The organism is Streptomyces venezuelae ATCC 10712, assembly GCF_008639165.1.
GTDB lineage: Bacteria > Actinomycetota > Actinomycetes > Streptomycetales > Streptomycetaceae > Streptomyces > Streptomyces venezuelae.
The window spans coordinates 8,001,733-8,023,762 of sequence record NZ_CP029197.1 but is presented as its reverse complement, the minus strand read 5'-3'; the positions used below and the strand labels follow the sequence as shown (position 1 = coordinate 8,023,762).

The 22,030-nt window shown below is 74.1% G+C and carries 22 protein-coding genes; 11 read left to right on the top strand and 11 right to left on the bottom strand.

Annotated features, from left to right (window positions below):
- The first annotated feature begins 68 nt into the window (after positions 1-68).
- Positions 69-1,364, top strand: a complete 1,296-nt coding sequence (locus tag DEJ43_RS36470) for a M20 metallopeptidase family protein (RefSeq protein ID WP_015038476.1) — start codon at positions 69-71, stop codon at positions 1,362-1,364.
- 24 nt (positions 1,365-1,388) lie between these two features.
- Here DEJ43_RS36470 and DEJ43_RS36465 read toward each other — a convergent pair whose 3' ends face one another.
- On the bottom strand, positions 1,389-2,270 hold the full coding sequence (locus DEJ43_RS36465) for a LysR family transcriptional regulator (protein ID WP_041663294.1): 882 nt from the start codon (positions 2,268-2,270) through the stop codon (positions 1,389-1,391).
- A gap of 128 nt (positions 2,271-2,398) precedes the next feature.
- Here DEJ43_RS36465 and DEJ43_RS36460 point away from each other — a divergent pair, with 128 nt between their 5' ends.
- The 5 genes from DEJ43_RS36460 (at position 2,399) to DEJ43_RS36440 (ending at position 7,119) form a co-directional block, all read left to right on the top strand.
- Positions 2,399-3,682: an MFS transporter gene (locus tag DEJ43_RS36460; protein ID WP_015038474.1), complete on the top strand. Its 1,284-nt coding sequence runs from the start codon at positions 2,399-2,401 to the stop codon at positions 3,680-3,682.
- Entirely contained in the window at positions 3,679-3,996 is a 318-nt protein-coding gene (locus DEJ43_RS36455) for a cupin domain-containing protein (RefSeq protein WP_015038473.1), read from the top strand. Before DEJ43_RS36460 ends, DEJ43_RS36455 begins: the two co-directional genes overlap by 4 nt.
- Positions 3,997-4,089: 93 nt before the next feature.
- Positions 4,090-5,478 carry an MBL fold metallo-hydrolase gene (locus tag DEJ43_RS36450; RefSeq protein WP_015038472.1) on the top strand — a complete coding sequence of 463 codons (1,389 nt, stop codon included), beginning with the start codon at positions 4,090-4,092 and terminating at the stop codon, positions 5,476-5,478.
- Positions 5,479-5,629: 151 nt separating this feature from the next.
- Positions 5,630-6,250 (top strand): rhodanese-like domain-containing protein, encoded by a 621-nt coding sequence (locus tag DEJ43_RS36445; RefSeq protein ID WP_015038471.1) that lies wholly within the window; start codon positions 5,630-5,632, stop codon positions 6,248-6,250.
- Positions 6,247-7,119 (top strand): sulfite exporter TauE/SafE family protein, encoded by an 873-nt coding sequence (locus DEJ43_RS36440; RefSeq protein ID WP_015038470.1) that lies wholly within the window; start codon positions 6,247-6,249, stop codon positions 7,117-7,119. Before DEJ43_RS36445 ends, DEJ43_RS36440 begins: the two co-directional genes overlap by 4 nt.
- A 67-nt stretch (positions 7,120-7,186) precedes the next feature.
- On the opposite strand, the gene DEJ43_RS36435 is transcribed toward DEJ43_RS36440, so the two are convergent.
- Complete coding sequence (locus tag DEJ43_RS36435; protein ID WP_015038469.1) at positions 7,187-7,690, bottom strand: tetratricopeptide repeat protein; 504 nt, start codon at positions 7,688-7,690, stop codon at positions 7,187-7,189.
- Between the two features lie 169 nt (positions 7,691-7,859).
- Here DEJ43_RS36435 and DEJ43_RS36430 point away from each other — a divergent pair, with 169 nt between their 5' ends.
- Positions 7,860-9,470, top strand: coding sequence for an extracellular catalytic domain type 2 short-chain-length polyhydroxyalkanoate depolymerase (locus DEJ43_RS36430; protein WP_015038468.1), 1,611 nt, complete (start codon positions 7,860-7,862; stop codon positions 9,468-9,470).
- A gap of 121 nt (positions 9,471-9,591) precedes the next feature.
- On the opposite strand, the gene DEJ43_RS36425 is transcribed toward DEJ43_RS36430, so the two are convergent.
- Entirely contained in the window at positions 9,592-10,938 is a 1,347-nt protein-coding gene (locus DEJ43_RS36425; RefSeq protein WP_015038467.1) for a L,D-transpeptidase, read from the bottom strand.
- A gap of 158 nt (positions 10,939-11,096) precedes the next feature.
- Complete coding sequence (locus DEJ43_RS36420) at positions 11,097-11,582, bottom strand: SRPBCC family protein (RefSeq protein ID WP_015038466.1); 486 nt, start codon at positions 11,580-11,582, stop codon at positions 11,097-11,099.
- A 150-nt stretch (positions 11,583-11,732) separates the two neighbouring features.
- On the opposite strand from DEJ43_RS36420, the gene DEJ43_RS36415 reads away from it, so the two are divergent.
- The 4 genes from DEJ43_RS36415 (at position 11,733) to DEJ43_RS36400 (ending at position 14,511) form a co-directional block, all read left to right on the top strand.
- Positions 11,733-12,395, top strand: coding sequence for a PadR family transcriptional regulator (locus DEJ43_RS36415; protein ID WP_015038465.1), 663 nt, complete (start codon positions 11,733-11,735; stop codon positions 12,393-12,395).
- 105 nt (positions 12,396-12,500) lie between these two features.
- Positions 12,501-12,950 (top strand): peroxiredoxin, encoded by a 450-nt coding sequence (locus DEJ43_RS36410; RefSeq protein ID WP_015038464.1) that lies wholly within the window; start codon positions 12,501-12,503, stop codon positions 12,948-12,950.
- A gap of 136 nt (positions 12,951-13,086) precedes the next feature.
- The gene (locus DEJ43_RS36405; protein ID WP_015038463.1) at positions 13,087-13,500 is read left to right on the top strand and encodes an SHOCT domain-containing protein; all 414 of its coding nucleotides are present in this window, start codon (positions 13,087-13,089) and stop codon (positions 13,498-13,500) included.
- A gap of 234 nt (positions 13,501-13,734) precedes the next feature.
- A complete protein-coding gene (locus DEJ43_RS36400) occupies positions 13,735-14,511 on the top strand; it encodes a rod shape-determining protein (protein WP_015038462.1) in 777 nt (258 codons plus the stop codon).
- 28 nt (positions 14,512-14,539) lie between these two features.
- On the opposite strand, the gene DEJ43_RS36395 is transcribed toward DEJ43_RS36400, so the two are convergent.
- From DEJ43_RS36395 to DEJ43_RS37895, 7 genes are all read right to left on the bottom strand, one after another.
- Positions 14,540-16,066 (bottom strand): helix-turn-helix domain-containing protein, encoded by a 1,527-nt coding sequence (locus tag DEJ43_RS36395; RefSeq protein WP_015038461.1) that lies wholly within the window; start codon positions 16,064-16,066, stop codon positions 14,540-14,542.
- A gap of 120 nt (positions 16,067-16,186) precedes the next feature.
- Positions 16,187-16,558 (bottom strand): peptidase inhibitor family I36 protein, encoded by a 372-nt coding sequence (locus tag DEJ43_RS36390; protein ID WP_015038460.1) that lies wholly within the window; start codon positions 16,556-16,558, stop codon positions 16,187-16,189.
- Positions 16,555-17,268: a hypothetical protein gene (locus DEJ43_RS36385; protein WP_106433788.1), complete on the bottom strand. Its 714-nt coding sequence runs from the start codon at positions 17,266-17,268 to the stop codon at positions 16,555-16,557. Before DEJ43_RS36385 ends, DEJ43_RS36390 begins: the two co-directional genes overlap by 4 nt.
- Before the next feature lie 400 nt (positions 17,269-17,668).
- Positions 17,669-18,454, bottom strand: a complete 786-nt coding sequence (locus tag DEJ43_RS36380) for a polysaccharide deacetylase family protein (RefSeq protein WP_015038458.1) — start codon at positions 18,452-18,454, stop codon at positions 17,669-17,671.
- A gap of 258 nt (positions 18,455-18,712) precedes the next feature.
- A complete protein-coding gene (locus DEJ43_RS36375) occupies positions 18,713-19,090 on the bottom strand; it encodes a hypothetical protein (protein ID WP_041663293.1) in 378 nt (125 codons plus the stop codon).
- Positions 19,091-19,207: 117 nt separating this feature from the next.
- Entirely contained in the window at positions 19,208-20,755 is a 1,548-nt protein-coding gene (locus DEJ43_RS36370) for an ATP-dependent DNA ligase (protein ID WP_015038456.1), read from the bottom strand.
- A gap of 58 nt (positions 20,756-20,813) precedes the next feature.
- Positions 20,814-21,941, bottom strand: coding sequence for a DUF6397 family protein (locus DEJ43_RS37895; RefSeq protein WP_015038455.1), 1,128 nt, complete (start codon positions 21,939-21,941; stop codon positions 20,814-20,816).
- Between the last annotated feature and the right edge of the window lie 89 nt (positions 21,942-22,030).

Sequence of the window (22,030 nt, the reverse complement as noted above, 5' to 3'; positions counted from 1 at the left end):
GTGGTCCGCCGGCATCTGAACGGTGTGGACACGGTGCCGGGTTGGGCTCCGGATGGCAGCCTGGCGGGATGGACACTGAGGCGATCCACGAGGAACTGGACAAGCGGGCGGCCGAGGTGGCGGATCAGGTGGTGGCCTGGCGGCACCACCTGCACCAGCACCCGGAGCTCTCCAACCGCGAGGTGAACACGGCCCGCCTGGTGGCCGACCAGCTGCGCGCCCTGGGCCTCGACGAGGTCCGTACGGGCATCGCCGGGCACGGCGTCGTGGGCGTCCTGCGCGGCGGGGCGCCCGGGGAACGGGTCGTGGCGCTGCGGGCGGACATGGACGCGCTGCCGGTCCGCGACGCGTGCGGCGCGGACTTCGCCTCCGCGGTGGTCGACGCCGACTATCCGGGCGGCCCGTTCCCGGTGTCGCACGCCTGCGGACACGACTGCCACACGGCGGCGCTGCTCGGCGCGGCGACGGTCCTCGCCGGGGTGCGCGACCGGTTGCCGGGCACGGTGCTGTTCGTGTTCCAGCCGGCCGAGGAGGGCCCCCCGGTGACCGAGCAGGGCGGGGCGCGGGCGATGGTGGAGGCGGGCGCCTTCGACGATCCGGTGCCGACGATGGCCTTCGGGCTGCACGTCACGCCGCATCCGAAGGGGTACGTGGGCTACCGGGTCGGCAACCAGTACGGTGCCTCGACCCTCGTCCGCATCGTCGTCACCGGCAAGCAGACCCATGGCTCGACGCCCTGGGAGGGCGTCGACCCGATGCCGGCGGTGGGGGCGGTCCTGACGGGCATCGGCCAGCTGTACCGGCAGGTCTCGGCCTTCGACCCGGTCACCGTGTCCATCGGGCACGTCGAGGACGTCGGCCGCTTCAACATCGTCGGGCAGACGGTGACGCTGTGGGGGACGGTCCGCTGTGCCGTGGAGTCCGACATGGTGCGGGTGCAGCAGCGCCTGACGACGCTCGCCGAGCATTCGGCCGCCGCCTTCGGGGCGACGGCCACGGTCGAGTACCTGCAGCCGGTTCCTCCGGTGCACAACTCCGGGCCGTGGGTCGAGGCGGGGCTGCCGACCTTCCGCCGGGTGGTCGGCCCGGAGCGGGTGGTGGAGACGGGGGCGACCCTCGGGTACGACGACGTGTCCGAGCTGGTCGGCCGGTTCGGCGGCCTGTACGTGATGCTCGGCGTCCAGGACGCGACCCTGGACGCCTCGGGGCGGCCGGTCCCCGTGCCGGGCGGGCGGGGTCTGGTGACTAACCACAACCCGCACTTCTACGCGGACGACGGCACCCTGGTCACCGGCGTCCGGCTGCACGCGCACGTGGCGTACGACCACCTGGCGGGGACGCTGGTCCCGTCCGACGCGGCCTGAGCTGCGAAGGCCTCCCCCGGCCCCCTACGCCGTGCCGATCGCCGCCACGAAGGCCCTGAGCAGGGCGGAGTCGGCGGCGGTGGGCCAGACCAGGCCGTACTCCAGGGGCGGGACGCCGTGCAGCGGGACGTAGGCGATGCCGGGGCGCGGGTGGTACCTGGCTCCCCGGGCGGCGCCGGGCGCGGCGCCGCGGCCCGCGGTGACGTGGGAGAGCACCTCCTGCCAGGTGGCCGCGACCGGGCCGCGCCCGACGACCGCCCCGGAGGGAGTGCGCCGGGGGTAGTGGTGGTCGATCCAGTGGCGGGGGTTGGCGCCCTCGGTGGTGATCAGCGGCAGGCCCGCGAGGTCCTCGGGGCCGAGGGAGGCGCGGGCGGCGAGCGGGTGCGCGGCGGGCAGCAGCAGGACCCGCGCGTCGCGGAGGACGACGGGGCCGGTGGTGAGGTCCGGCTCGCGCACGGGGAACGCGGTGAGCTGGAGGTCCAGTGAGCCGTCCTGGAGGAGCCGGACGCCGCCGTCGAGCGGGACCTCCCGGACGGTGATCTCGCAGCCGGGGTGGCGGGCGGTCAGGGTGTCGGCGGCGGCCGTGAGCAGTTCGCCGCCCCAGGGGGTGCCGAAGCCGGTGCGCAGCCGGCCGTGGATGCCGCGGCCGGCCTCGGTGGCGCGCTCCAGGGCGGCCCGCATGAGCTCGTAGGCGGGCAGGAGGTCCTCGTGGAGGCGCCGGCCCACGGGGGTGAGGGCGACCCTGCGGCTGGTCCGGACGAAGAGCGGGGTGCCGAAGCGGCGTTCCAGTTTCTTGACGGTCTGGCTGACCCGGCCGGTGGAGACGCCGAGGCGCTCGCCCGTGCGTCCGAAGTGGAGTTCCTCGGCGAGGGTGAGGAACGTCTCCAGCTCGTACCGTTCGAGCACCGGCCCCCTCCTCCGTGATGCCGATCGTTGAGCGTGGCTCAACGCCGGTTTCATGATGCCACCTTGTTCCGCGGGGGCGGCGGCGGGGAGCCTTGGGGCGTTCCCCTCCCCCGTACGGAAGAGACTCCGTGGCCCTGCCGTCCCCTGCCTCCGCCGCCTCCCCCGCCGGTGATCCGGCCTCCGACCGGCCCGTGAACGTGCTGCTCTTCGCCGTCGCGGGTGCCGTCGCCGTCGCCAACATCTACTTCCCGCAGCCGCTCCTCGCCGCCGTCGCCCAGAGCCTCGACGTCTCGGAGCGGACGGCGGGGCTGATCGCCTCCGCCGCGCAGCTCGGGTACGCGCTCGGCATCCTGACGCTCGTGCCGCTGGCCGACACCGCGCGGCTGCGCCGCCTCACCTCGGTGCTGCTGGTCCTCACCTGCGCGGCGCTGCTCGTCGGGGCCGCCGCCCCCGGCGTGGTGACGCTGACGCTCGCGACGCTCGCGCTCTCCACGACCACGGTGCTGCCGCAGATCCTCACGCCGGTGGCCGCGGTGCTGGCGGGCCCCGGACGGCGGGGCCGGACCGTGGGGCTCGTGGGGCTCGGGCTCACGCTCGGCTCGACCCTGTCCCGTACGGTCTCGGGCGCCGTGGCCGATGCGAGCGGCAGCTGGCGGGTGGCCTATCTGGTGGCCGCCGCGGCCACCGCGGCCCTGCTGTGCGTGCTGCCCCGGCGGCTCCCCGAGCGGCTGGGGGTGCGCGGCCCGACCTCGTACGCCGGGCTCCTGGCCGGGTTGCCCGGGCTCCTGGTGGCCCATCGCGCGCTGCGGACGTCGGCGCTGCTCGGTGCCTGTGTCTTCGCCGCGTTCAGCGTCTTCTGGGCGGTGCTCGCCTTCCATCTGGCGTCCCCGCCTCTGGGGTACGGGCCGGGGGCCGCCGGCCTCTTCGGGGTGCTGACGCTGCCCGGCGCGCTGCTCTCCGCGTCGGCGGGATCCCTCACCGACCGGTACGGGCCGCGGGTCGTGAGCACCGCCGGGTTGGTCCTCGCGGGGCTCGGTCTCGGCGCTGCGGGCCTTGCCCCGTACTCCCCCGTGGCCCTGGTGGCCGGGGCGAATCTGCTGGTGGTGGGGGTCAGCTCCAGCCAGGTGGCCAACCAGGCGAGGATCTTCGGGATCGGCACGGCGGTGGCGGCCCGGGTCAACACGGTCTTCATGCTGGCCACGTTCGGCGGTGGCGCGCTCGGCTCCCTGGTCGGCACCTGGCTGTACGCCGAGCACGGCTGGCCGGCCGCGCTGCTCGCGGCCGGGACGTTCGTCGCGGCCGGCGGGGTGGTGGTGGCGCGCTCGGCACGACCGGCGGCCCCGACTTGCGTCCCGGACGCCACACGGAAGGCTGGAGGTGTCCGCCCGCGCACCCCGCAGGGAGAGTCATGAAGCTGGACCTCACCGCCCTCGCCGACGAGCACATGGCCGCGGCCCGCACCTCGCCGCACGGGCGCAGTGCCCAACTGATCGTGCACGACGGCGTGCTCCGGCAGTCCGTCATCGCACTGACGGCGGGCACGTCCCTGGACGAGCACAACTCGCCGCCGGCGGCGAGCCTCCAGGTGCTGCGCGGCCGGGTGAACCTGACGGTGGCCGGCCGGGCGGAGGAGCTGCCGACGGGCACGCTGCGGATGCTCACGGAACGGCACGGGGTCACCGCCCTGGACGACGCCGTGGTGCTGCTGACGGCGGTGAACGACTGACTCCAGAATACCCTCGGGGGTATTTGACTTCCCTTCGCGGGTCGGCCTACGGTCGAGCCCGTAAATACCCGCGGGGGTATTGAAGGGAATCTCGTGATCTTCCACCAGTACTACCTCGACTGCCTCTCCCAGGCGTCGTACCTGATCGCCGACGAGAAGACCGGCCGGGCGGTGGTCGTCGATCCGCGGCGGGACGTCGCCGAGTACCTCGCCGACGCCACCGCCCGCGACCTGACGGTGGTGGGCGTGATCAACACGCACTTCCACGCGGACTTCGTCGCAGGGCACCTGGAGCTGGCCGATCAGACCGGCGCCTGGATCGGCTACGGCCGCCGGGCCGAGACCGAGTACCCGATCCGCCCGCTCGCCGAGGGCGAGCGGATCCCCCTCGGCGACGTCACCCTGCGGATCATGGAGACCCCGGGGCACACGCCCGAGTCGATCAGCGTCCTCGTGTACGAGCACCCCGACGACACCGTCCCGTACGGCGTCCTCACCGGCGACGCGCTGTTCATCGGTGACGTCGGCCGCCCCGACCTGCTCGCCTCCGTCGGCGTCGGCGCCGAGGAGCTCGGCGCGATGCTCCACGACAGCGTCCAGAACAAGCTGATGCGCCTCCCCGACGCCGTCCGCGTCTTCCCCGCGCACGGCGCCGGGTCGGCCTGCGGCAAGAACCTCTCCACCGCGAAGCGCTCCACCATCGGCGAGCAGCGCGCCACCAACTACGCCTGCGCGCCCATGGGCCGCGCGGAGTTCGTCGCGCTCGTCACCGCCGGACAGACCGCCGCGCCCGGCTACTTCGCCTACGACGCCGCACTGAACCGCAGGGACCGCGCCCGCTACGACGCCACGGCGGCCCCCCGGCCGCTGACGCTCGCCGAGTTCACCGCGCTGCGTGCCGCCCGAGCGGTCGTGGTGGACACCCGCGACCCGCGGGAGTTCGCCGCCGGGCATCTGCGGGGCGCCGTGAACGTTCCCGCCGACGGACGGTTCGCCGAGCAGGCCGGTACCGTCCTGGACCCGGCCGCCGAACTGGTCGTCCTGGCCGCGCAGAACCGCGAGGAGGAGGTCGTCACCCGGCTGGCCCGGATCGGCTTCGACCGGGTCGCGGGCTATCTGCGCAACCCCGAGGACGCCCTGGAGACGCTCGCCGACGAGGTCTCCCCGGCGAGCCGGGTGACCGCCGCGTGGCTGCGCGCGGCCCTCGGCGGCGACAACCCGCCCGTCGTCGTGGACGTCCGCACCCTCGGCGAGCGCGAGGCGACCGGCCTCATCGAGGCCGCCCTGCACATCCCCCTGAGCGAACTGCCCGCGCGCAGCGGCGAGCTGCCCGGCGACCGGCCCCTCGTCCTGCACTGCGCCGGCGGCCACCGCTCCTCCGTCGCAGCGAGCCTGCTGCGGAGCCGCGGCTTCACCGACGTCTCCGACGTCCTCGGCGGATACGCCGCCTGGGCGCTGTCCGCGGAGCCAGCGAGCGCCTGACCGGCGTCGCCGCGCTCCCCTCCCGCGCGGCACCCCGCACACCCCCTCTCCCCACCGCTCTCGACACCCCTCCCGAACCGTGAACCCCTCGGGCCCCACCAGCTCCCGCAGATACCCCCCGGGGTAAAGGCGGGCGATCGCAAGGAACGCCATGAGCACCACCCCCGCGCCCATTCCCGCACCCACCCCCGCGCACATCCCCGCACCCAGCCACGGCCTCACCCCCGCCGCCCTGCACCAGCTCGTCCAGGAGGGAAAGGCGCCCCGCCTGCTCGACGTCCGCACGCCCGCCGAATTCCGGACGTCGCACATACCCGGCTCGTACAACGTGCCCCTGGACACCCTGCGCGAGTACCGCGCCGAACTCGTCGCCCACCTCGACGAGGACGTCGTGCTCGTCTGCCGCTCCGGGCAGCGTGCCGCGCAGGCCGAGCGGGCCCTGGCCGGCACCGGACTGCCGAACCTCCGCGTCCTTCAGGGCGGGATCGTCGCCTGGGAGGCGACCGGCGCGCCGGTGAACCGGGGCCCCGAGCGATGGGACATGGAGCGCCAGGTCCGGCTCGTCGCCGGCTCGATCGTCCTCACCACCGGCCTCGTCGGGGTGTTCGTTCCCGGCGCGCACCTGATCGGCACCGCGGTCGGCGCCGGACTGACCTACGCGGCGCTCAGCAACTCCTGCGCCATGGGCGTCCTGCTGTCCCGGCTGCCGTACAACCGAGGGCCGCGCCCCGACCTCCGCACTGTGATCGCGGAGCTGCGGAGCACGCGGTGACAGCCCTGGTCGTCGCCGCCTCCGTGGTCGTCGGCATGAGCCTCGGCGTCCTCGGCGGCGGCGGGTCGATCCTGACCGTGCCGATCCTGGTCTACCTCGCCGGCCAGGACACCAAGGAGGCCGTCGCCACCTCGCTGTTCGTGGTGGGCGTCACCAGTCTGGCCGCCCTGGTCCCGCACGCGCGGGCGCTGCGGGTGCGCTGGCGGACCGGTCTGCTCTTCGGAGCCTTCAGCATGGCCGGCGCCTACGGCGGCGGGCGCCTCGCCGAGTACGTCCCGGGCACCGCCCTGCTCGTGGCCTTCGCCCTGATGATGCTGGCGACGGCGGTGGCGATGCTCCGCCGGCCACGGGACGGCGGAGAGGCGGCGCGGCCCGCGGAGCGTGATCTGCCGCTGCGGCACATCGCCGCGGAGGGGCTCGCGGTCGGCGCGGTGACGGGGCTGGTCGGGTCCGGCGGCGGCTTCCTCCTCGTCCCCGCCCTCGCCGTCCTCGGCGGGTTCCCGATGGGCATCGCGGTCGGCACGTCGCTCCTCGTCATCGCGATGAACTCGTTCGCCGGTCTGGCCGGGCACCTCTCCGGCGTCGGGATCGACTGGCGGCTCGCCCTCACCGTGACCGCCGCGGCGGTGGCCGGGGGCCTGGTCGGCGGGCGGCTCGCCGGCCGCGTCCCGCAGGACGCGCTGCGCTCGGCGTTCGGCTGGTTCGTCGTCGCCGTGGGCGTCTTCGTCCTCGCCCAGCAGCTCGGCACCGCCGCCCTGTCCCACCCGGCCGTCCTGTCGGGGCTCGGCGTCGCCGTGGCCTCCGTGATCGCCGTCGGGCTGCGGCGGACCCGGCGCGCACCGCGTGAACCCGGCCCGGCCGAGTCCTGATCTCTCCCCCTCGGGGCCTCGCCGGGGTCGCGGGAGGACTCCGTGACCGGTTCCGGTCGGCCGGCGGTCACTCGACCGCGTCGAGGTCCTCGGCATAGTGCTCGATGGCTCTCCGGTAGCTCCGCACGGACGGGTCGTCGCTGGTGGCCGCGAGCAGCCGCAGCAGCAGACGGGTCGACTCGTGGTGCCGGCCGGTGTTGTAGAGGGCCATCGCGAGGAAGGTCCGCAGCGAGCCGTCCTCCGGGAACTCCTCGACGCCGCCGGTCAGGAGGGCGACGGACTCCTCGTACCGGCCGAGGACCCGGAGGGTGCTGCCGAGACCGAGGAACGCCCCTCGCCGGTCCTCGGCGTCGAGCCCGCTGCCCGCGAGGGCGCGCTCGTAGTACGGCACGGCCGCCGCCTCCAGACCGAGGACGTCGTGCGCCCAGGCCGTCTGGTACGCGATCTCCGCGTCGTCCGGGTACTCGGCGGCGAGGGCGACGAGCCGCTCGCGGGCCTCCTCCCGCTCGCCCTTCTCGCGCAGCGCGACCGCCTCGGCCAGTCGGCCGTCCTTCTCCTCATGGTGCTCCATGGCCACATCCTCGCAGCTCGCGCCGGATGCCCCCTCGGCGGCTGCCAGGTGACGGGCCGCCATACCGGAGTGGCCGGATTGTGGCGTCCTCGCCCATGGAGGAGGGCCGCCGGACGCCCATAGCCTCCCGGCCGACCCTCCGTCAGGTACGAGCCGCCCGGGAGACCCCATGCGTTCACCCCGTCCCACCCGCCCCCGCGGGCCACGCCGCATCGCCGCGTTGCTGCTGTGCGTCGCCGCGACCCTGTTCCCCACCGCGAGCCCCGCCGGGGCCGCCGCTCCCCCGCCGGTGCCCGGCACGCTCCAGGGCTACGACATCGGTTCCGTCTTCAGCGCCGGTGTGTCCTCCGGCGGATACATGGCCACGCAGCTGCACGTGGCGTACTCGGGGACGTTCGAGGGTTCCGCGGTGTTCGCGTCGGGGCCGTACGACTGCGCCCGGGGCGTGCTCGCGACGGCGCTCAACGCCTGCATGGACACCACACAGGACCTCCAGCTCGGCGCCCTGGAGCAGGCCACCCGCGACCGGTCGGCGCAGGGGCAGGTCGATCCGGTGGCGAATCTGGCCGGTGACCCGGTGTACGTGTTCGGCGGCTCGGGCGACTCGACGGTCAAACGGCCGGTGGTGGACGCGCTCGCCGACTACTACGGACGCTTCGGCGCCCGGGTGCAGTACAACCGGTCGACGGCGGCGGGGCACGCCTGGATCACTCCGCTCGGCCCCAACTCCTGCACGGTGACGCAGACCCCGTTCCTCAACAACTGCGGCATCGACGCCGAGGGGGCGCTGCTCGGGCACCTGTTCGGCTCGGTCGCGGCGCCCGGTTCCGGCACGGGCGGTTCGCTGATCCGCTTCGACCAGAACGCCTACGCGCCGGGCGGCTCGGCGGCCGCCCTGTCCATGGGCGCCGAGGGCTTCGCGTACGTCCCGGCCTCCTGCGCCCAGGGGGCGCGCTGCAAGCTGCTCGTGGCGCTGCACGGCTGCAAGCAGGGATACGCGTACCAGGGGTTCGGGACCCGGTTCGTGGAGAACGCGTACCTCAACGAGTACGCCGACACCAACGACATGATCGTGCTGTATCCGCAGGCGGCGCCCACCGCGACCCTGGAGAACCCGAACGGCTGCTGGAACTGGTGGGGTTACCTCGGTGACACGGCGTACGCCCGGCACGGCGGGAAGCAGATCGAGGCGATCATGGGCATGGTGCGGGCGCTGCGCGGCGCGGGCACGCCGCCGCCCGCCTCCGGGCGTACGGTCCTGTCCAGTACGGACGCCGAGGACGGGTACGTGAAGGCGGCGGCGGACGGTTCGGGGGCCGCGGTGGGCACCCTGGAGGACCTGTACGGGCTCGCGCTCGGTCGGGGGACGGACGGCAAGGTGAACCGCTCGGTTGTCTCCTTCGACACCTCGCGCGTGCCGGCGGGCAAGGAGATCACCCGGGCCTGGCTGACCGTCACCAGGTCCAGCGGCTCCGGTGATCCGTGGGCGTCCCCCGCGGGCAACCGGCTCCAGGTGGACCTGCGCACCGGCTGCTTCGGCGGCTGCGCGGTCGAGGCGGCGGACTGGGCGGCCCCGGCCACGGTTCCGGGTGCGGCACGGATCGACGCGTTCCCGTCGGGGAGCGCGGTGTCCACGGACCTGTCGGCGGAGGCGCTCGCGGCGCTGAACCGGGGCGGGGTCACGCAGTTCCGGCTCGGGTTCGCGTCGGCGCCGGCCGGGACGGCGTACCTCTTCGTGAACCAGGCGTCGCCGGTGACGCTCACGGTCGAGTACCGGTAGGAGCCGACGCGCGGGGGCGGGTCGTCGGAGACGTGCGGCCCGGCCCCGCGCGTCGGCCGGACGGGCCGGGGCGGTGGTCGACGTGGTGGCCGCCCCGCGCCCACGGGCCGTGACCGCCGGTTCACAGTGCGGGGCGCAGCGCGGCCGCGGTGGCCGAGCGGGGGGCGGCGGCGCCCGGGCCGAGGGCGCTCCCCCGCTGCCACTCGGGCCAGCTGAGGTTCCAGTCGCCGTAGCCGTTGTCGAAGGGGCTCATGGGCTCGCCGTACCCGTTGACGACACGCACGAGGTCGCCCTCGCGGACGGTGGCGAACAGCCAGGCGGCGTCGGCGGTGCTCATGCCGGTGCAGCCGTGGCTGACGTCCTCGCTGCCCTGCGCGTCGAGCGACCAGGGCGCGGCGTGCAGGTACTCACCGCTCCATGTCACCCGGGTGGCCCAGCGGACCTTGAGGTCGTAGTAGTCGCGGCTGCCCTTGGCGATCCCGATGGAGTCGCCGCGCATCCGCACGAGCGGCTCCTTGCCGAGGACGACCTTGATGCCGCCCCGGGTGCGGTAGCCGGCCTTGCCGGTGGTGACGGGGAGGGTGCGCAGGGCCTGGCCGTCGCGGTACACGGTCATCTCGTGGGCGGCGACGTCGGTGACGGCTTCGACCCGGGCACCGGTGGTGAAGGTGAGGGGCCGGGATCGTCCGCCGTAGAGGTCGCCGGTGACCCACGCGCCGTCGAGGGCGCTGCTGACCCGGACCGTGGCGCGGGCGGGCCAGTAGGTCCGCGGCCGGTAGTGGAGGGTCGTCGAGTCGACCCAGTACCAGGAGCCTTCGACACGGGGTTCGGTGCGCACCTTCAGGGCGCGCTCGACGATCCGGCGGGCCTCGGGTCGGTCCGCCGGCACGGGGTGGCTGAGTTCGGCGGTGAGCGGCCGGCCGACGCCGTACGTGCCGCCGTCGTCCGGTCCGAAGGTGACGGTGAGCCGTTCCCCGGCGGGAGCGACGGGGGTACGGAGGTCCAGGCGGGCGACCCGGCGGCGGGGCCCGTCCGCGCCGGGCCGCTCGACGACGAGCCGTGCGGTGTAGCGGGCTCCGGCGGGCAGCGGCGCCGCGCTGGTCCATCGGGTGCCGTCGGCGCTCGGCGCACCGGCGACACGGCGGCCGCGCTGGTCGGTGACGGTGACGTCGGCGAGCCTTCCCGGGGTGCGCAGGACGAGTTCCACGGGGCCGGTCAGCCGGCTGCCGAAGGTGAGCGGCTCTCCGGTGAGGACGGCTCCGCCGCTCAGCACGACGCTCCGGCGGGGCGCCGAGCACGGCCCGCCGGCGGAGCAGCCGTCCACCGCCACGACGGCGGTGGATTCCGGGGCCCCGGCCGCCGGTCCCGCGCCGGGGTGGGCGGGCGACTGGGCCGCCGTACCGACGAGTACGGCTCCGACGGCCAGGGAGAGCGCTCCCCACCCCCGTACGTATCCGCGTGGCGACACGTCCGACACCCTCCCCGTTCCTTCGACGGCGTCGGCGGGCGGCGCCGACCCAAGCATCAAAACGGATGAGAGGACAGAAAGATGATCAAGACGCCGGGCGTGGCGGCGGAGAGGCGGCCGAGACGACTCGAATGGGCCAGCAGGGCGCGGGCCACGGGTCAGCGGGGTGGTTCCGGGAGTTCCTCGCCCGTCTCCAGAAGGGACTTGAGGCTGGACAGCAGCGCGGGCCAGCCCTCGCCGATCATGTCCTTCATCAGGCCGTCGGGTTCCAGCTCGTCATGGGTGACGGTGAGCTTGACGGTGTCGCCGGAGGGTTCGATCAGGAAGGTCGCCTTGGACCGGCGCTCGCGGGCGAGGCGCTCGTACACGTCGTGCCCGAGACGGACGGCCTCCGCCCAGGCCGGGGTGAACGAGTGCCAGGTGTACGCGAGGAGGCGGCCCGGTTCTGCCGCGAGTACGACCTGCTCGGGGTCTTCCGTCCGGCGTCCGCCCTCGTCCCAGACCATGGGGGCGCCGGGGGTCCACTCCGTCTCGAAGGCCACCCCCCAGTAGCGGCGGGTGAACACCGGGTCGGTGAGCGCCTTCCAGAGCTCGTCCGGGGTGGTCCGGATGTAGGTGGTGTAGACGAACGTGTCGCTGCCCATCGCGCTGCCCCTCGGATCTGCCGTCCCCTCTCTCCACCCTAGGCAGGCGGCGGACGGACGTGCCAGCGAGGAACACCCGTCCGGCCGGTGATCGTCCAGCGGTTGAATAGGTGCGGAGGGAACTATTCAAGCTGCTGCTAGCGTGTCCGGATGTCGCTCAAGCACGCCGTCCTCGCAGCTCTCCTGGAGGGCGAGGCCTCCGGATACGACCTGGCCAAGATCTTCGACGTGTCCGTCGCCAACTTCTGGGCAGCCACCCCGCAGCAGCTCTACCGCGAGCTCGACAAGCTCGCCGAGGCGGGTCTCATCACGGCACGCGTGGTGGAGCAGGAACGGCGTCCCAACAAGCGGATGTTCAGCCTGACGGAGCCCGGGATGCGGGATCTGGCCGCCTACACCTCGACGCCGCCCCGCCCCAGCGCCGTCCGCGACGAGCTGCTGGTCCAGGTGCAGGCCTGCGACGAGGGCGACACGGCGGCGGTCCGCGGCTTCGTGGCGCAGCGGATGGAGGCCTCGCGGGCGAAGCTGGCGCGCTACGACCGGCTGCGCGAGTGGATGCTCGCGGGGCGGGACGAGGACGCGTACCTGGCCGAGGCGGAGCGGGTCGGACCGTACCTCACGCTGATGCGCGGCCGGTTCTTCGAGGAGGAGAACCTGCGCTGGGGCGAGCGGGCCCTCGACGTGCTCGACCGGCGTGCCGCGGGACGCGGGCAGCGCGGCGGGACGACGGAGACCGGGCCTGCGGACGCCCGCTCGGCCGTGACGACGACAGCGACGGCGACGGCGGAGGCCGCGGCGGGGCAGCCGGCCTGACGTACGCCCGGAAGGGTGACGCCGCGTCCTACCGTGCGGTAACGTCACCGGCCGGCCACCGGAGGCGCCGGTGGCGGAGCGGGTACGGATCGGGACGGGCCTCAAATGAACGTCGGTGACCTCGTCGAGGACTTCAGCCTGCCGGACGAGACGGGCACCCCCCGCTCCCTGACCGGCCTGCTCGCGGAGGGCCCGGTGGTCCTCTTCTTCTACCCGGCGGCGCTCACCCCGGGCTGCACCGCCGAGGCCTGCCACTTCCGCGACCTCGCCGCCGAGTTCCGCGCCGTCGGCGCCCTGCCCGTCGGGATCAGCACCGACGCGGTGGAACGCCAGCAGGAGTTCGCCGAGCGGCACTCGCTCGGCTACCCGCTGCTGTCCGACCCGGACGGCGCCGTGCGCGAGCGGTTCGGCGTGAAGCGCGGGTTCTCGCTCGCGCCGACGAAGCGCGTCACGTTCGTGATCGGCCAGGACCGGCGGGTCCGCGAGGTGGTCCGCAGCGAGCTGCGCATGAGCGCCCACGCCGACCGCGCGCTGGCCGCCCTGCACCGCGGCTGAGCCGACCTCGGGAGAGGCGGGCGGCGCTCGCCGGAGGCCGGGCGGCCCTCCACGACGTGCGAGGGCGTGCGGACCGGGTGAGACTCGCTGAAACGCCTGGCTCTCCCGGCCGGGGTGGGAACGGAGTGTGCCCGGAATGGACGACTACCCCCTCCTCAACCTCTTCTGGACCATGCTGTGGTTCTTCCTCTGGATCATGTGGCTGTTCCTCCTCTTCAAGGTGGTCACCGACATCTTCCGGGACCACTCACTCAACGGATGGGCCAAGGCCGGGTGGCTGATCTTCTGCATCGTGCTCCCGTATCTCGGCGTGCTGGTCTACGTCATCGCCCGGGGCAGGAGCATGGGCGAGAGGGACGCCAAGCAGGCCAAGGAGAACGAGGCGGCGTTCCAGGCCTACATCCGCAATGCCGCCGGGACGCCCGGGGCCGGCGGCGGGGCCGGTGGCGGGAGTGCCACCGACGAACTCGCCCGGCTCGCGGAACTGAAGGACAAGGGCGCCATCACGCCCGAGGAGTTCGAGAAGGCGAAGGCCAAGGTCCTGTCCTGACGCGCCCGAGCCTCCCCACCCGGCCACCGACCGCCCCCCGACGGGGTGCCGGTGGCCGGTGGCCGTTGGCCGCGCTGCCGCAGGGAACCCTGCACCTCTGGTACGAGGAGCCGGGCGACCTCACATCAGTACCTTCGATCCCATACCTCCATGGCGTTCCCGCCACGGATACTGCATAGTGAGGGACCGAATCGGCCTCGTATTCAGCGGGTCCGCAGGGAATGGACGGAAGCGATGGGATCGTTCGGAGCAGCAGCGGTCGACGGCCTGAACACGGGGCGGCCGCTGCGGGGCATCGCCCTGGACATCGGCAGCTCCCGGACCCGCGCCTGGGCACCGGGCGCGGGCGTCTTCGCCGACGTCCCGAGCGTCCCGGTGCGCCGCGGCCGGGTGACCGACACGGACTCCCAGCTCCGGCTGCTCCGGCGCCTCGCCGCCTCGGCCCCGGGCGACGACGACCCCGGGCAGGGCACCGTGGTCATGCTGACCCACCCCGTCCTCGCCGCTCCCGAGGAGCGGGCCGCGACGCGGCGGGTGGTGGACGCGCTCGGCCCGGTCCGGGTCATCTCGGTGGACAGCGCCCGCGCCGCCGCGGCCTACGCGGCCCCGCCCGGCGGCGGCCCCCTCCTCGTCGTCGACCTCGGCGCGCAACTGACCGAGGTCACGCTCGTCGTCGACGGCCTCGTCGAGGACGCCCGGCTGGCCGAGGTGGGTCTCGACGACCTCCCGGAGTCGGGCAGCGCACCCGACACGGTGGCCGGGACGGCCGCCGACATGGTGAGCGACCTGTGGCGGCACGACCGCACCGGCGCCGTGCGCAGGGCGCTGCGCCGGGGCGTCCTGGTGACCGGCGGCGGCGCCCTGCGCCTGGACGTGACGAGTCGTCTCGCCCACGTCCTCCGGGCCCGTCTCCGTCTCGCGAACGACCCCTCGACGAGCGTCGTCCGCGGCGCCGGTCTGATGCTCGCCTCGGCACTGCGTCACCCGGCGGGCTCCGCCGGCCGCGGCTGACCGGGGCCGCCCGTCAGCCGGCCGCCCGTCAGCCGTCCTCCTGCGCGGAGTAGACGTCCTTGACCTTCACCTCGGAGACGCCACGCCCCTCGGGGAAGACCCGCCGCCAGTCACCGATGACGTGCAGCTCGTCGGTGCCCATGGCGCGGACGACGGTCAGACCGGCGTCGTGCGCCTTGTAGGCCTTGGTCCAGAGGTTGGCGAAGGCCTGGGAGCGGATGAGGTGCATCCAGTCGGGGCGGTACAGCTCCCGGTTGAAGTTCGACTCCCCCATCGTGGCCACGAACTTCGAGTACATCGCCTTCACGTACTCCAGCGTGACGTCGTCCCCGGCCTCCAGCGCGGCGGCACGGGCGTCGCGGAGGGTGTTGCGGAACTTCTCCAGGAGGTTCTCGGTCGCTCCCGAGGTGAACGACTCGTGCACGACGGGCGGTTCGCACAGGCCGTACGAGGGTGAGGACAGCCGCAGCAGGAGCCGGAGGGTCGGCTCGGTGATCCACAGGGGACCCGGTTCGTCGCGGGACCCCAGCGGGTTGGGGAGGTAGGCCTCGTGCTCCCACTCGGGCGGCGTGACGAGGTGGACCCCGGCCCGGCGCCGGTCGTGTGCCCCCCCGCTGTGGTGCTCCAGGGCGCCGAGCGGCAGATGGGTCTTCAGGGCGCTGAGGTAGGCGCCGTTGATGTCGAGGGCGGTGATCTCCTGGGGCCCGGCCGGCAGCGCCGGGCGGGTCCACTTGGGGCGCGCCTCCCAGATCTCGTCCGCGCCGCGCGAGGTCTTCTTCCGGAGGATTCCGGGCAGCGGCGGGTGGCCGACGATCTCGTAGCGGGCGCCGGTGCGGCACTGGTCGAGCAGCGCCATGGCGTCGGGAATGGCGGTGCGGATCAGCTCCGCGGTCGCGGCCTCGGCATCGCCGCCGCACTTCTCCAGCGCGCCGCGCACGGCGTCCTGCACGGCGCCGAGCGGGGTCGGCGCGGGCTCCTGGAAGGCACGCCGACTCGGCGCCGAGGCCCGCGAGGGGGGCGTCGCGGCGGGAACCGGCGAGCGGCGGCCGGGGGCCGCGCCTGTCGCTGCGGGGACCGGCGGACGGTGGCCGGCGGCCGGGCCCGTCGCGGCGCGGGTGCTCCCGCCGCACTCCGCGGGGTCCAGGTGCTGCGCGAATCCTTCGACCTCGTGACGGGCGGGGTGCCCGCACAGGACGCACGGCTGGGCCACGGCGAGTTCGGCGACGTCGTCCTCCGGTACCGCTGCGGCGGCGGGAGCCGACGGGGTCGGTGCCGGCTCGGGCGCGGGCGCCGGCGGAGGCGGCGGGTCGGGGGTTTCGAGTCTGGCCCGGAGGCCGTCGAGCAGGTAGGCGTAACGCGTCCGGGTCTCGCCGGTCGGCTCGCGGCCCGCTTCCCAGGCGGCCAGGGTCGTGGGGCTGATGCCCAGGGCCTTGGCCACCTGGACCTTGGTCAGCCGGGCGGCCTCCCGCAGTCGTACCCGCTCCCCGGCGTCCGGGAGTTCCGCCTCCGGTGCGACGCCCGCGAGGAGTGCGTCGACCGCGTCGAAGTCCTTCACTGCCGCCCCGCCTCCACAACCCGCTCCACGCCCGCCACCCTACCCGCCGACCCGCGTCACGCCTGGTTGCGGGGACGGACGGGTGGGGCGGCGGGCAGAGTGGGGAGGGCGTCGGCCCGGTCAGCAGCCCATCGACCAGATGTGGGAGTCCCCTCGGTCGTTGGCCGCGCCGTTGTAGCCGACCTCCTGGCCCGGGGCGAGACAGATGGTCATGCTGCCGCCCTGCCAGGCGCTCTCGTAGACCTTGACGTGGTCCTTGATGCCCGGGCCCGAGATGCCGTGGTTGGCCCAGGAGGAGTCGGTGTCGGAGATCCAGCTCTCCCACCAGCCGTCGTCTCCGCTCCAGTTGGCACGCTGGCCGCCGAAGTTGGAGTCCTGCCAGACGCAGAACTCGCCGCTGGGGCATTCGGCCGCCCCCGCGGAGGCGGCGAACGCGAGGCCGGCGGTCGCGGCGAACAGCGCCGCGGCGGTGGTGACGAGGAATCGCTTCACGAGGGGGTGGTGCCTTTCTGCGGGTGGACGGTCGCGGGCAGCTCCGCTGCCCGCAGCAGCGCGCGGTCGCGCAGCTGCCGGTACGTGGTGAGCTCGTCGCGGCGCAGCGCGCGCACCGTGACCAGCTCGGCGGCTTCCAGCCGCGCGCGGACCTGGTCGAGGCCGCTCTCGCGGGAGCAACGGGCGGCGACGGCCGGGTCGGGACGGTCGGGACGCGGGGCGCCCCGCGGGGTGACGCAGCGGGTCCAGCGCTCGAGCGCCGCGCGGTGGGCGGGGTCCGCGCGGATCCGGGCCTGGGCCTCGGCACGGAGGTTGTCGACGACGACCTGGGCGCGGAACCAGCGGCGCTGGTCGCCGTAGAGCCGTCGGCGGGCATCGGCGAGGCAGCCGTCCTCGTGGGCGGTGACGGTGGCACCGGTGGAGAGGGTGACGGAGAGCTCCCGGGGGCCGGTGCCGAAGAGCGCCGCCCGGAACGCCCGGTCCTCATCCGGGGCGCGGGGCCTGGACGTCGGCGAGAGGCCGTGGCCCTTCATGCAGTCCGCGACGAGCCGGTGCTCGGCCGCCTTGAGGAGCGCGTCCTGGGCCGCCGCGCCCGTGGGGACGCGGGGGTCGGCGGGCGCGCCGGCGCTGACGGAGGTGCAGCCGGAGAGCAGGAGTGCGGCCGCTGCGGTCACGAGGGCGTGGCGGGTGCGCGCGGTGCTGCGGAACATGGGGTCCCCCTTCGATCGTCCCTGGTCGGAGCGGCCGGTCGATGATCGAATCGGCGGCTCGGGATGATCACTGCCCGAGTGGGATGCCACCATGCCGACCCATGCGGCGGCTCACTCGAACGGGTCGAACGCGCCGGGGTGCGCGCCCCTCAGGCGCCGTGGGCGCGCCTCTCAGCGGAGAGGACGTGTTCCCCGGGAACGACAAAGCCCCGGTTGGACGGGGGATTCCAACCGGGGCCGATCGCCGTGACGCGAAGGGCGGTCACCTCTGGGGGGGGGAACCTTGGGGACCGGGCCCCTTCGTCGTCACATACAGATGAACGGTCAACGTTTCCCGAATGTTCCGAGCGTTCCCGCATGGGCGGTGTGAGTCAGCTCACCCCGCTTTCAGTGGGTCTCGTCAGTCCTTCTCGGGGCGGTAGACGGTGCCGGGCTCGGCCTTGCCGGGGGCGAGGAGCTCCGGCACCGTCACGAACGTGAAGCCCCGCAGCTTGAGCTCGTCGATGATCCCGGGGACGGCCGGGACCGTGCCGTCGTAGATGTCGTGGAGCAGGATGATCCCGTCGCGGTGCGCCTGTTCGAGCACCCGCTGCCGTATGAGCGCGGTGTCGGTGGTGGAGTAGTCCTTGGCGGTGATGCTCCACAGGATCTGGGCGAGTCCCAGCTCCTCGCTGACGTCGGAGACCGTGCCGTCGGTGCGGCCCTGCGGCGGGCGCATGAGGGTGGGCTTCCGGCCGGTGATCTTCTCGATGGCGTTCTGGGTGCGGGACAGTTCCTCGCGCACCTGGGACTCGTCGAGGTCGGTGAGGATCTCGTGGGACCAGGTGTGGTTGGCGACCTCGTGACCCTCGGCGGCGATGCGCCTGACGACGTCGGGGTAGCGGTCGACGTGCTTGCTGCCGAGCAGGAAGAAGGTCGCGGGGACCTGCTCCTTCTTGAGGATGTCGAGGAGCCGGGGGGTGTCCTTGCCCGGTCCGGCGTCGAAGGTCAGCGCGATGCACTTGACCTTGGCGCAGTCGACGCGGCGTGCGGCGGCGCCGGCCTTGTCGTCCGATCCTCCCTCTTCTCGGGCGTCCTGCGGAGTGACGGTGGAGACTCCGCAGCCGCCGAGCGCCAGCATCAGTGACGCCGCGGCGAGCAGGGCAGTGGCCGTCCCCCGGCGTCGGCCCAGCCTGGATCGGAACATTGTGGAACCCGCCTTTCCGGTGCTGTCTTCGGTACGGCCGGACACCGCCTGGTCAGTGCGATGTCACGGCAGACGAAGAACTCTACACACGGTGTATACCTGGGCTGACGGCGGGGTCCTTCGCGTCCGCACACGGCGCCACTCAGCGCGCGTGCGGGGGCACGCCCAAGCCCGTACGCGCCCACGTCCCGCGCGCGTGCGGGCACACGTCGACCCCGGACGGCGCCCGTCCGCTCCGTCCGGGGGGTTCACGCCCGCTCAGCGGGAGGCGAGCAGCAGTCGGGCCTCGGTCTCCTGGTCACCGGAGACGGACTGCAGGGACTGGATGTCGAAGCCCGCGGCGAGCACCTTCGCGACCTCGTCTACGGCGTGGTACCCACCGCTGAGCGTCGCTCCGACCGGGGAGTCCAGGTGCGTGGGCCGCACCTCCTCGCGGCGGCCGGCGGCGGTGTCGAAGGTGGCCGTCCAGACGGTGGGGGAAGGCCCGGTGGCCGTCTGCGGGCTCGGGGCCGTCATGTCCTCCAGCTGGTAGACGCCGTCGAGGACGTCGAAGACGGCCTGTGCGTCCTCCCGGCTGCAGTCGCAGAGCTGTACGGTCACGTCGGTGTCGATGTGCAGGTCGTACACGTCGCTCATCTCCTCGCGGCGGCCGGTCGCTCGCGGCGCACCCGCGTTCGTCGGGCCGGCGCTCGTCGTGCCATGTCTCCAGCATCCCTCGCGCGACGGTCTCCCGCGAGGCCCCGGGGGCTTCGCTCAGCCGCGACCGGTGATCTCCGCGACGGTGTCGGCCTCGGAGGCCCGCTTGTCGGGGCGGTGGCGCAGGACGCGGGCGAAGCGGAGGGTGACCCCGGCCGGATAGCGGGTCGAACGCTGGAGCCCGTCGTAGGCGATCTCCACGACGAGCTCGGGCCGCACCCGTACGGTGAACCCGTCGTCCTCCACGGCGAGTTCACCGAGCCGCTCGGTCTGCCAGCGCAGCATCTCGTCGGTGAGCCCTTTGAACGTCTTCCCCAGCATGACGAAGTCTCCTTCGGCGGTGCGGGCGCCGAGGTGGAGGTTGGACAGCAGCCCGGTCCTGCGGCCATGCCCCCGCTCGACGGCGAGCACGACGAGGTCGACGGTGTGGACCGGTTTCACCTTCAGCCAGGTGCGGCCCCTGCGACCAGCCACGTACGGCGCGGCCGTCGCCTTGACCAGGACGCCTTCGTGCCCGCGCGCCAGCGTGTCGGCGAAGAACCGCTCGGCCGCCGCCGTCTGCTCGGGGTCCGCCGGATCGGTGACGACGAAGCGGCGGACGCGCTGCGCGTCGGGGAGCAGCCGGGCGAGCACCTCGTGCCGTTCGTGGCCCGGCCGGTCGATCAGCCCTTCGCCCTCGACCGCGAGGACGTCGAAGAAGACGGCGGTGAGGGGGAGCGTGGCGTGCGCCCCGGCCACGTCGGTGCGCGAGCCCACCCGGGAGGCGATCGACTGGAACGACACGGGCCGTCCGGTGTCGGGGTCGAGGGCGATCACCTCGCCGTCCAGGATGAACGCGTCGGCGGGTACGGCGCGGGCGGCCGCCACCACCTCGGGGAGCCGGGCGGTGATGTCGTCGAGGGAACGCGTGTGGATACGGACGTCGTCGCCGCTGCGATGGATCTGGACGCGGATGCCGTCGAGTTTCTCCTCGACGACACAGGGTCCGAGGGCCGCGATCGCCTCGGTGACGGAGCCGGCGGTGTGCGCCAGCATGGGCTGCACGGGGTTGCCGACCCGCAGGGTGAACCGGTCGAGCGCGGTGGCTCCCTCCGCGAGCACCGCCTGGGCGACCGGGGGCAGCGAGCCTTCGAGCATCACGGCGCGGCGCAGCTCGGCCGCGGGCACGGTGGCGGCCTGGGCGACGCCTTCGAGGGCGATGGCGTCCAGGGCGCCCTGGCGCACCTCCCCGGTCAGCAGCCGCAGCAGGAGTTGCTGTTCGTCGAGGGTCGCGGCGGCGAAGAGGCCGTGCACGAGCCGGGTGCGTGCGGCCCGGGAGCCCGCGCCGGAGACCCCGGCGAGCTCCGTCAGCACCTCGTCGACGCGCCCGAGGGTGAGCTCGGGCCGTTCGGCGGGTGGCACGGCGGGCGGGACCACCTCCTTGAGCACGCTCCACCCGACGCCGATCCGTCCCTGCGGCAGGCGGCCGGACAGGTACGCGATGACGAGCGGGCTCTCCTCCGGCTCGGCCTCCGCGAACAGCGCGGCGAGCAGGGCGGTCTTCCGCGAGCGCGCGGAGGCGGCCGCGACCTCCCGGGACACCTCGGCGACACGGGCGAGCAGCATGGGCTCATCCTCCCCACACTCCGCCCTCAGCGCACGCCGACGCTCCCGCCCCACTGCATCATGGCCAGGCCGCCGAACGCTTCCCTCCCCCGGGCCGCCCCTCGCCCGTCGCCTTTCCGCGGCGGAACCGGTCGAGGAACCTGGTCCGGACCGAACGCCCCGGCGGCCGGTCGGCCCGCCCCGGTTGCCCCGCGGGCCGCCCCGGATGCGCCGCAGCCCGCCCCGGTTGCCCCGCGGGCCGTACAACCGCACCGTGCGCCCCCACCCTCGGCACCGCGACCGGCACCGGAGGCGGTACCGAGGGCGGCACCGACGGAACGGGCGGAATTCCCGGGACCGCCGCAGCGGGCGCGTTGAAGGGCACGGGCCGCGCCCCCGCCGCGGCCGGGACAGGCGTCCGCGGCCGGTCCGGCGTCCTCTCGCCCGGATACGGCGCCGGGCGTTCGGCGCGGGCCTCGTCCAGGGCGAGGGCCAGACTCATCCGGTGCCAGAGGATCTCGTCCGGGTCGTCGGCCCGGGTGAGCCGCTCGGCGATCTCATGGGCCCCGGCCCGCACCGGCATCCCCGGCGGCGCGGGCGGCCGGAGCCGGTCGAGGTGTGCGCGCTCGTACGGGTCGTCGACGACCTCGGCGATCTGCACCGGGTCGAGCAGCGAGGCGATGGCCGCGGCCCTCACCCACGGATCGTCCGTGCCGCGGAGCAGCACGCCGAGCCGCCGGGCCCGCCAGTTCCTCGGCCTCAGGTCCTCGTGCGCGGCGAGCCGTTCACGAAGGTCCAGGGGCAGTCGGCCGGTGAGCAGGGCGGGGCGGCCGAGACCGAACTCGGCGACCTCCTCCGCCAGGTAGCTCCACACCACCGCCCGGTAGCGGTTCACGGAGAACCGCACCGGACTGACGTGCCCGGTCCTGGCGAGCCGGGTGAAGCGCTCCGGGGTGATCTCCAGGAGGGCGGCCGCCTCCCCCGTCCCCACCGCACGCACCCGTTCGCGCAGGCCGGCGGGAAAGTCCGGCGCGGCCGTCAGGCGGTCGAGCTCGCACCGCTCGACCTGCCGCCGCCCGCCCTGTCCCACGGGCACGGTCCTCACCAGCCCCAGCTGGACCGCGAGCCGGAACTCGTCGCGCCGTAGTTCCAGTTCTTGCGCGGCCCGCCCCGGTGCCACCGTGCGCGCCCCTTCGTCCACCGTCATCGCGTGGTCCTCCCCCGTGCGTCAGCGTTCGCTGCGTCTCAGCCTTCTCCGCGTTCGGCAGATCCCTCTCGGACCCACCACCGGAAAAG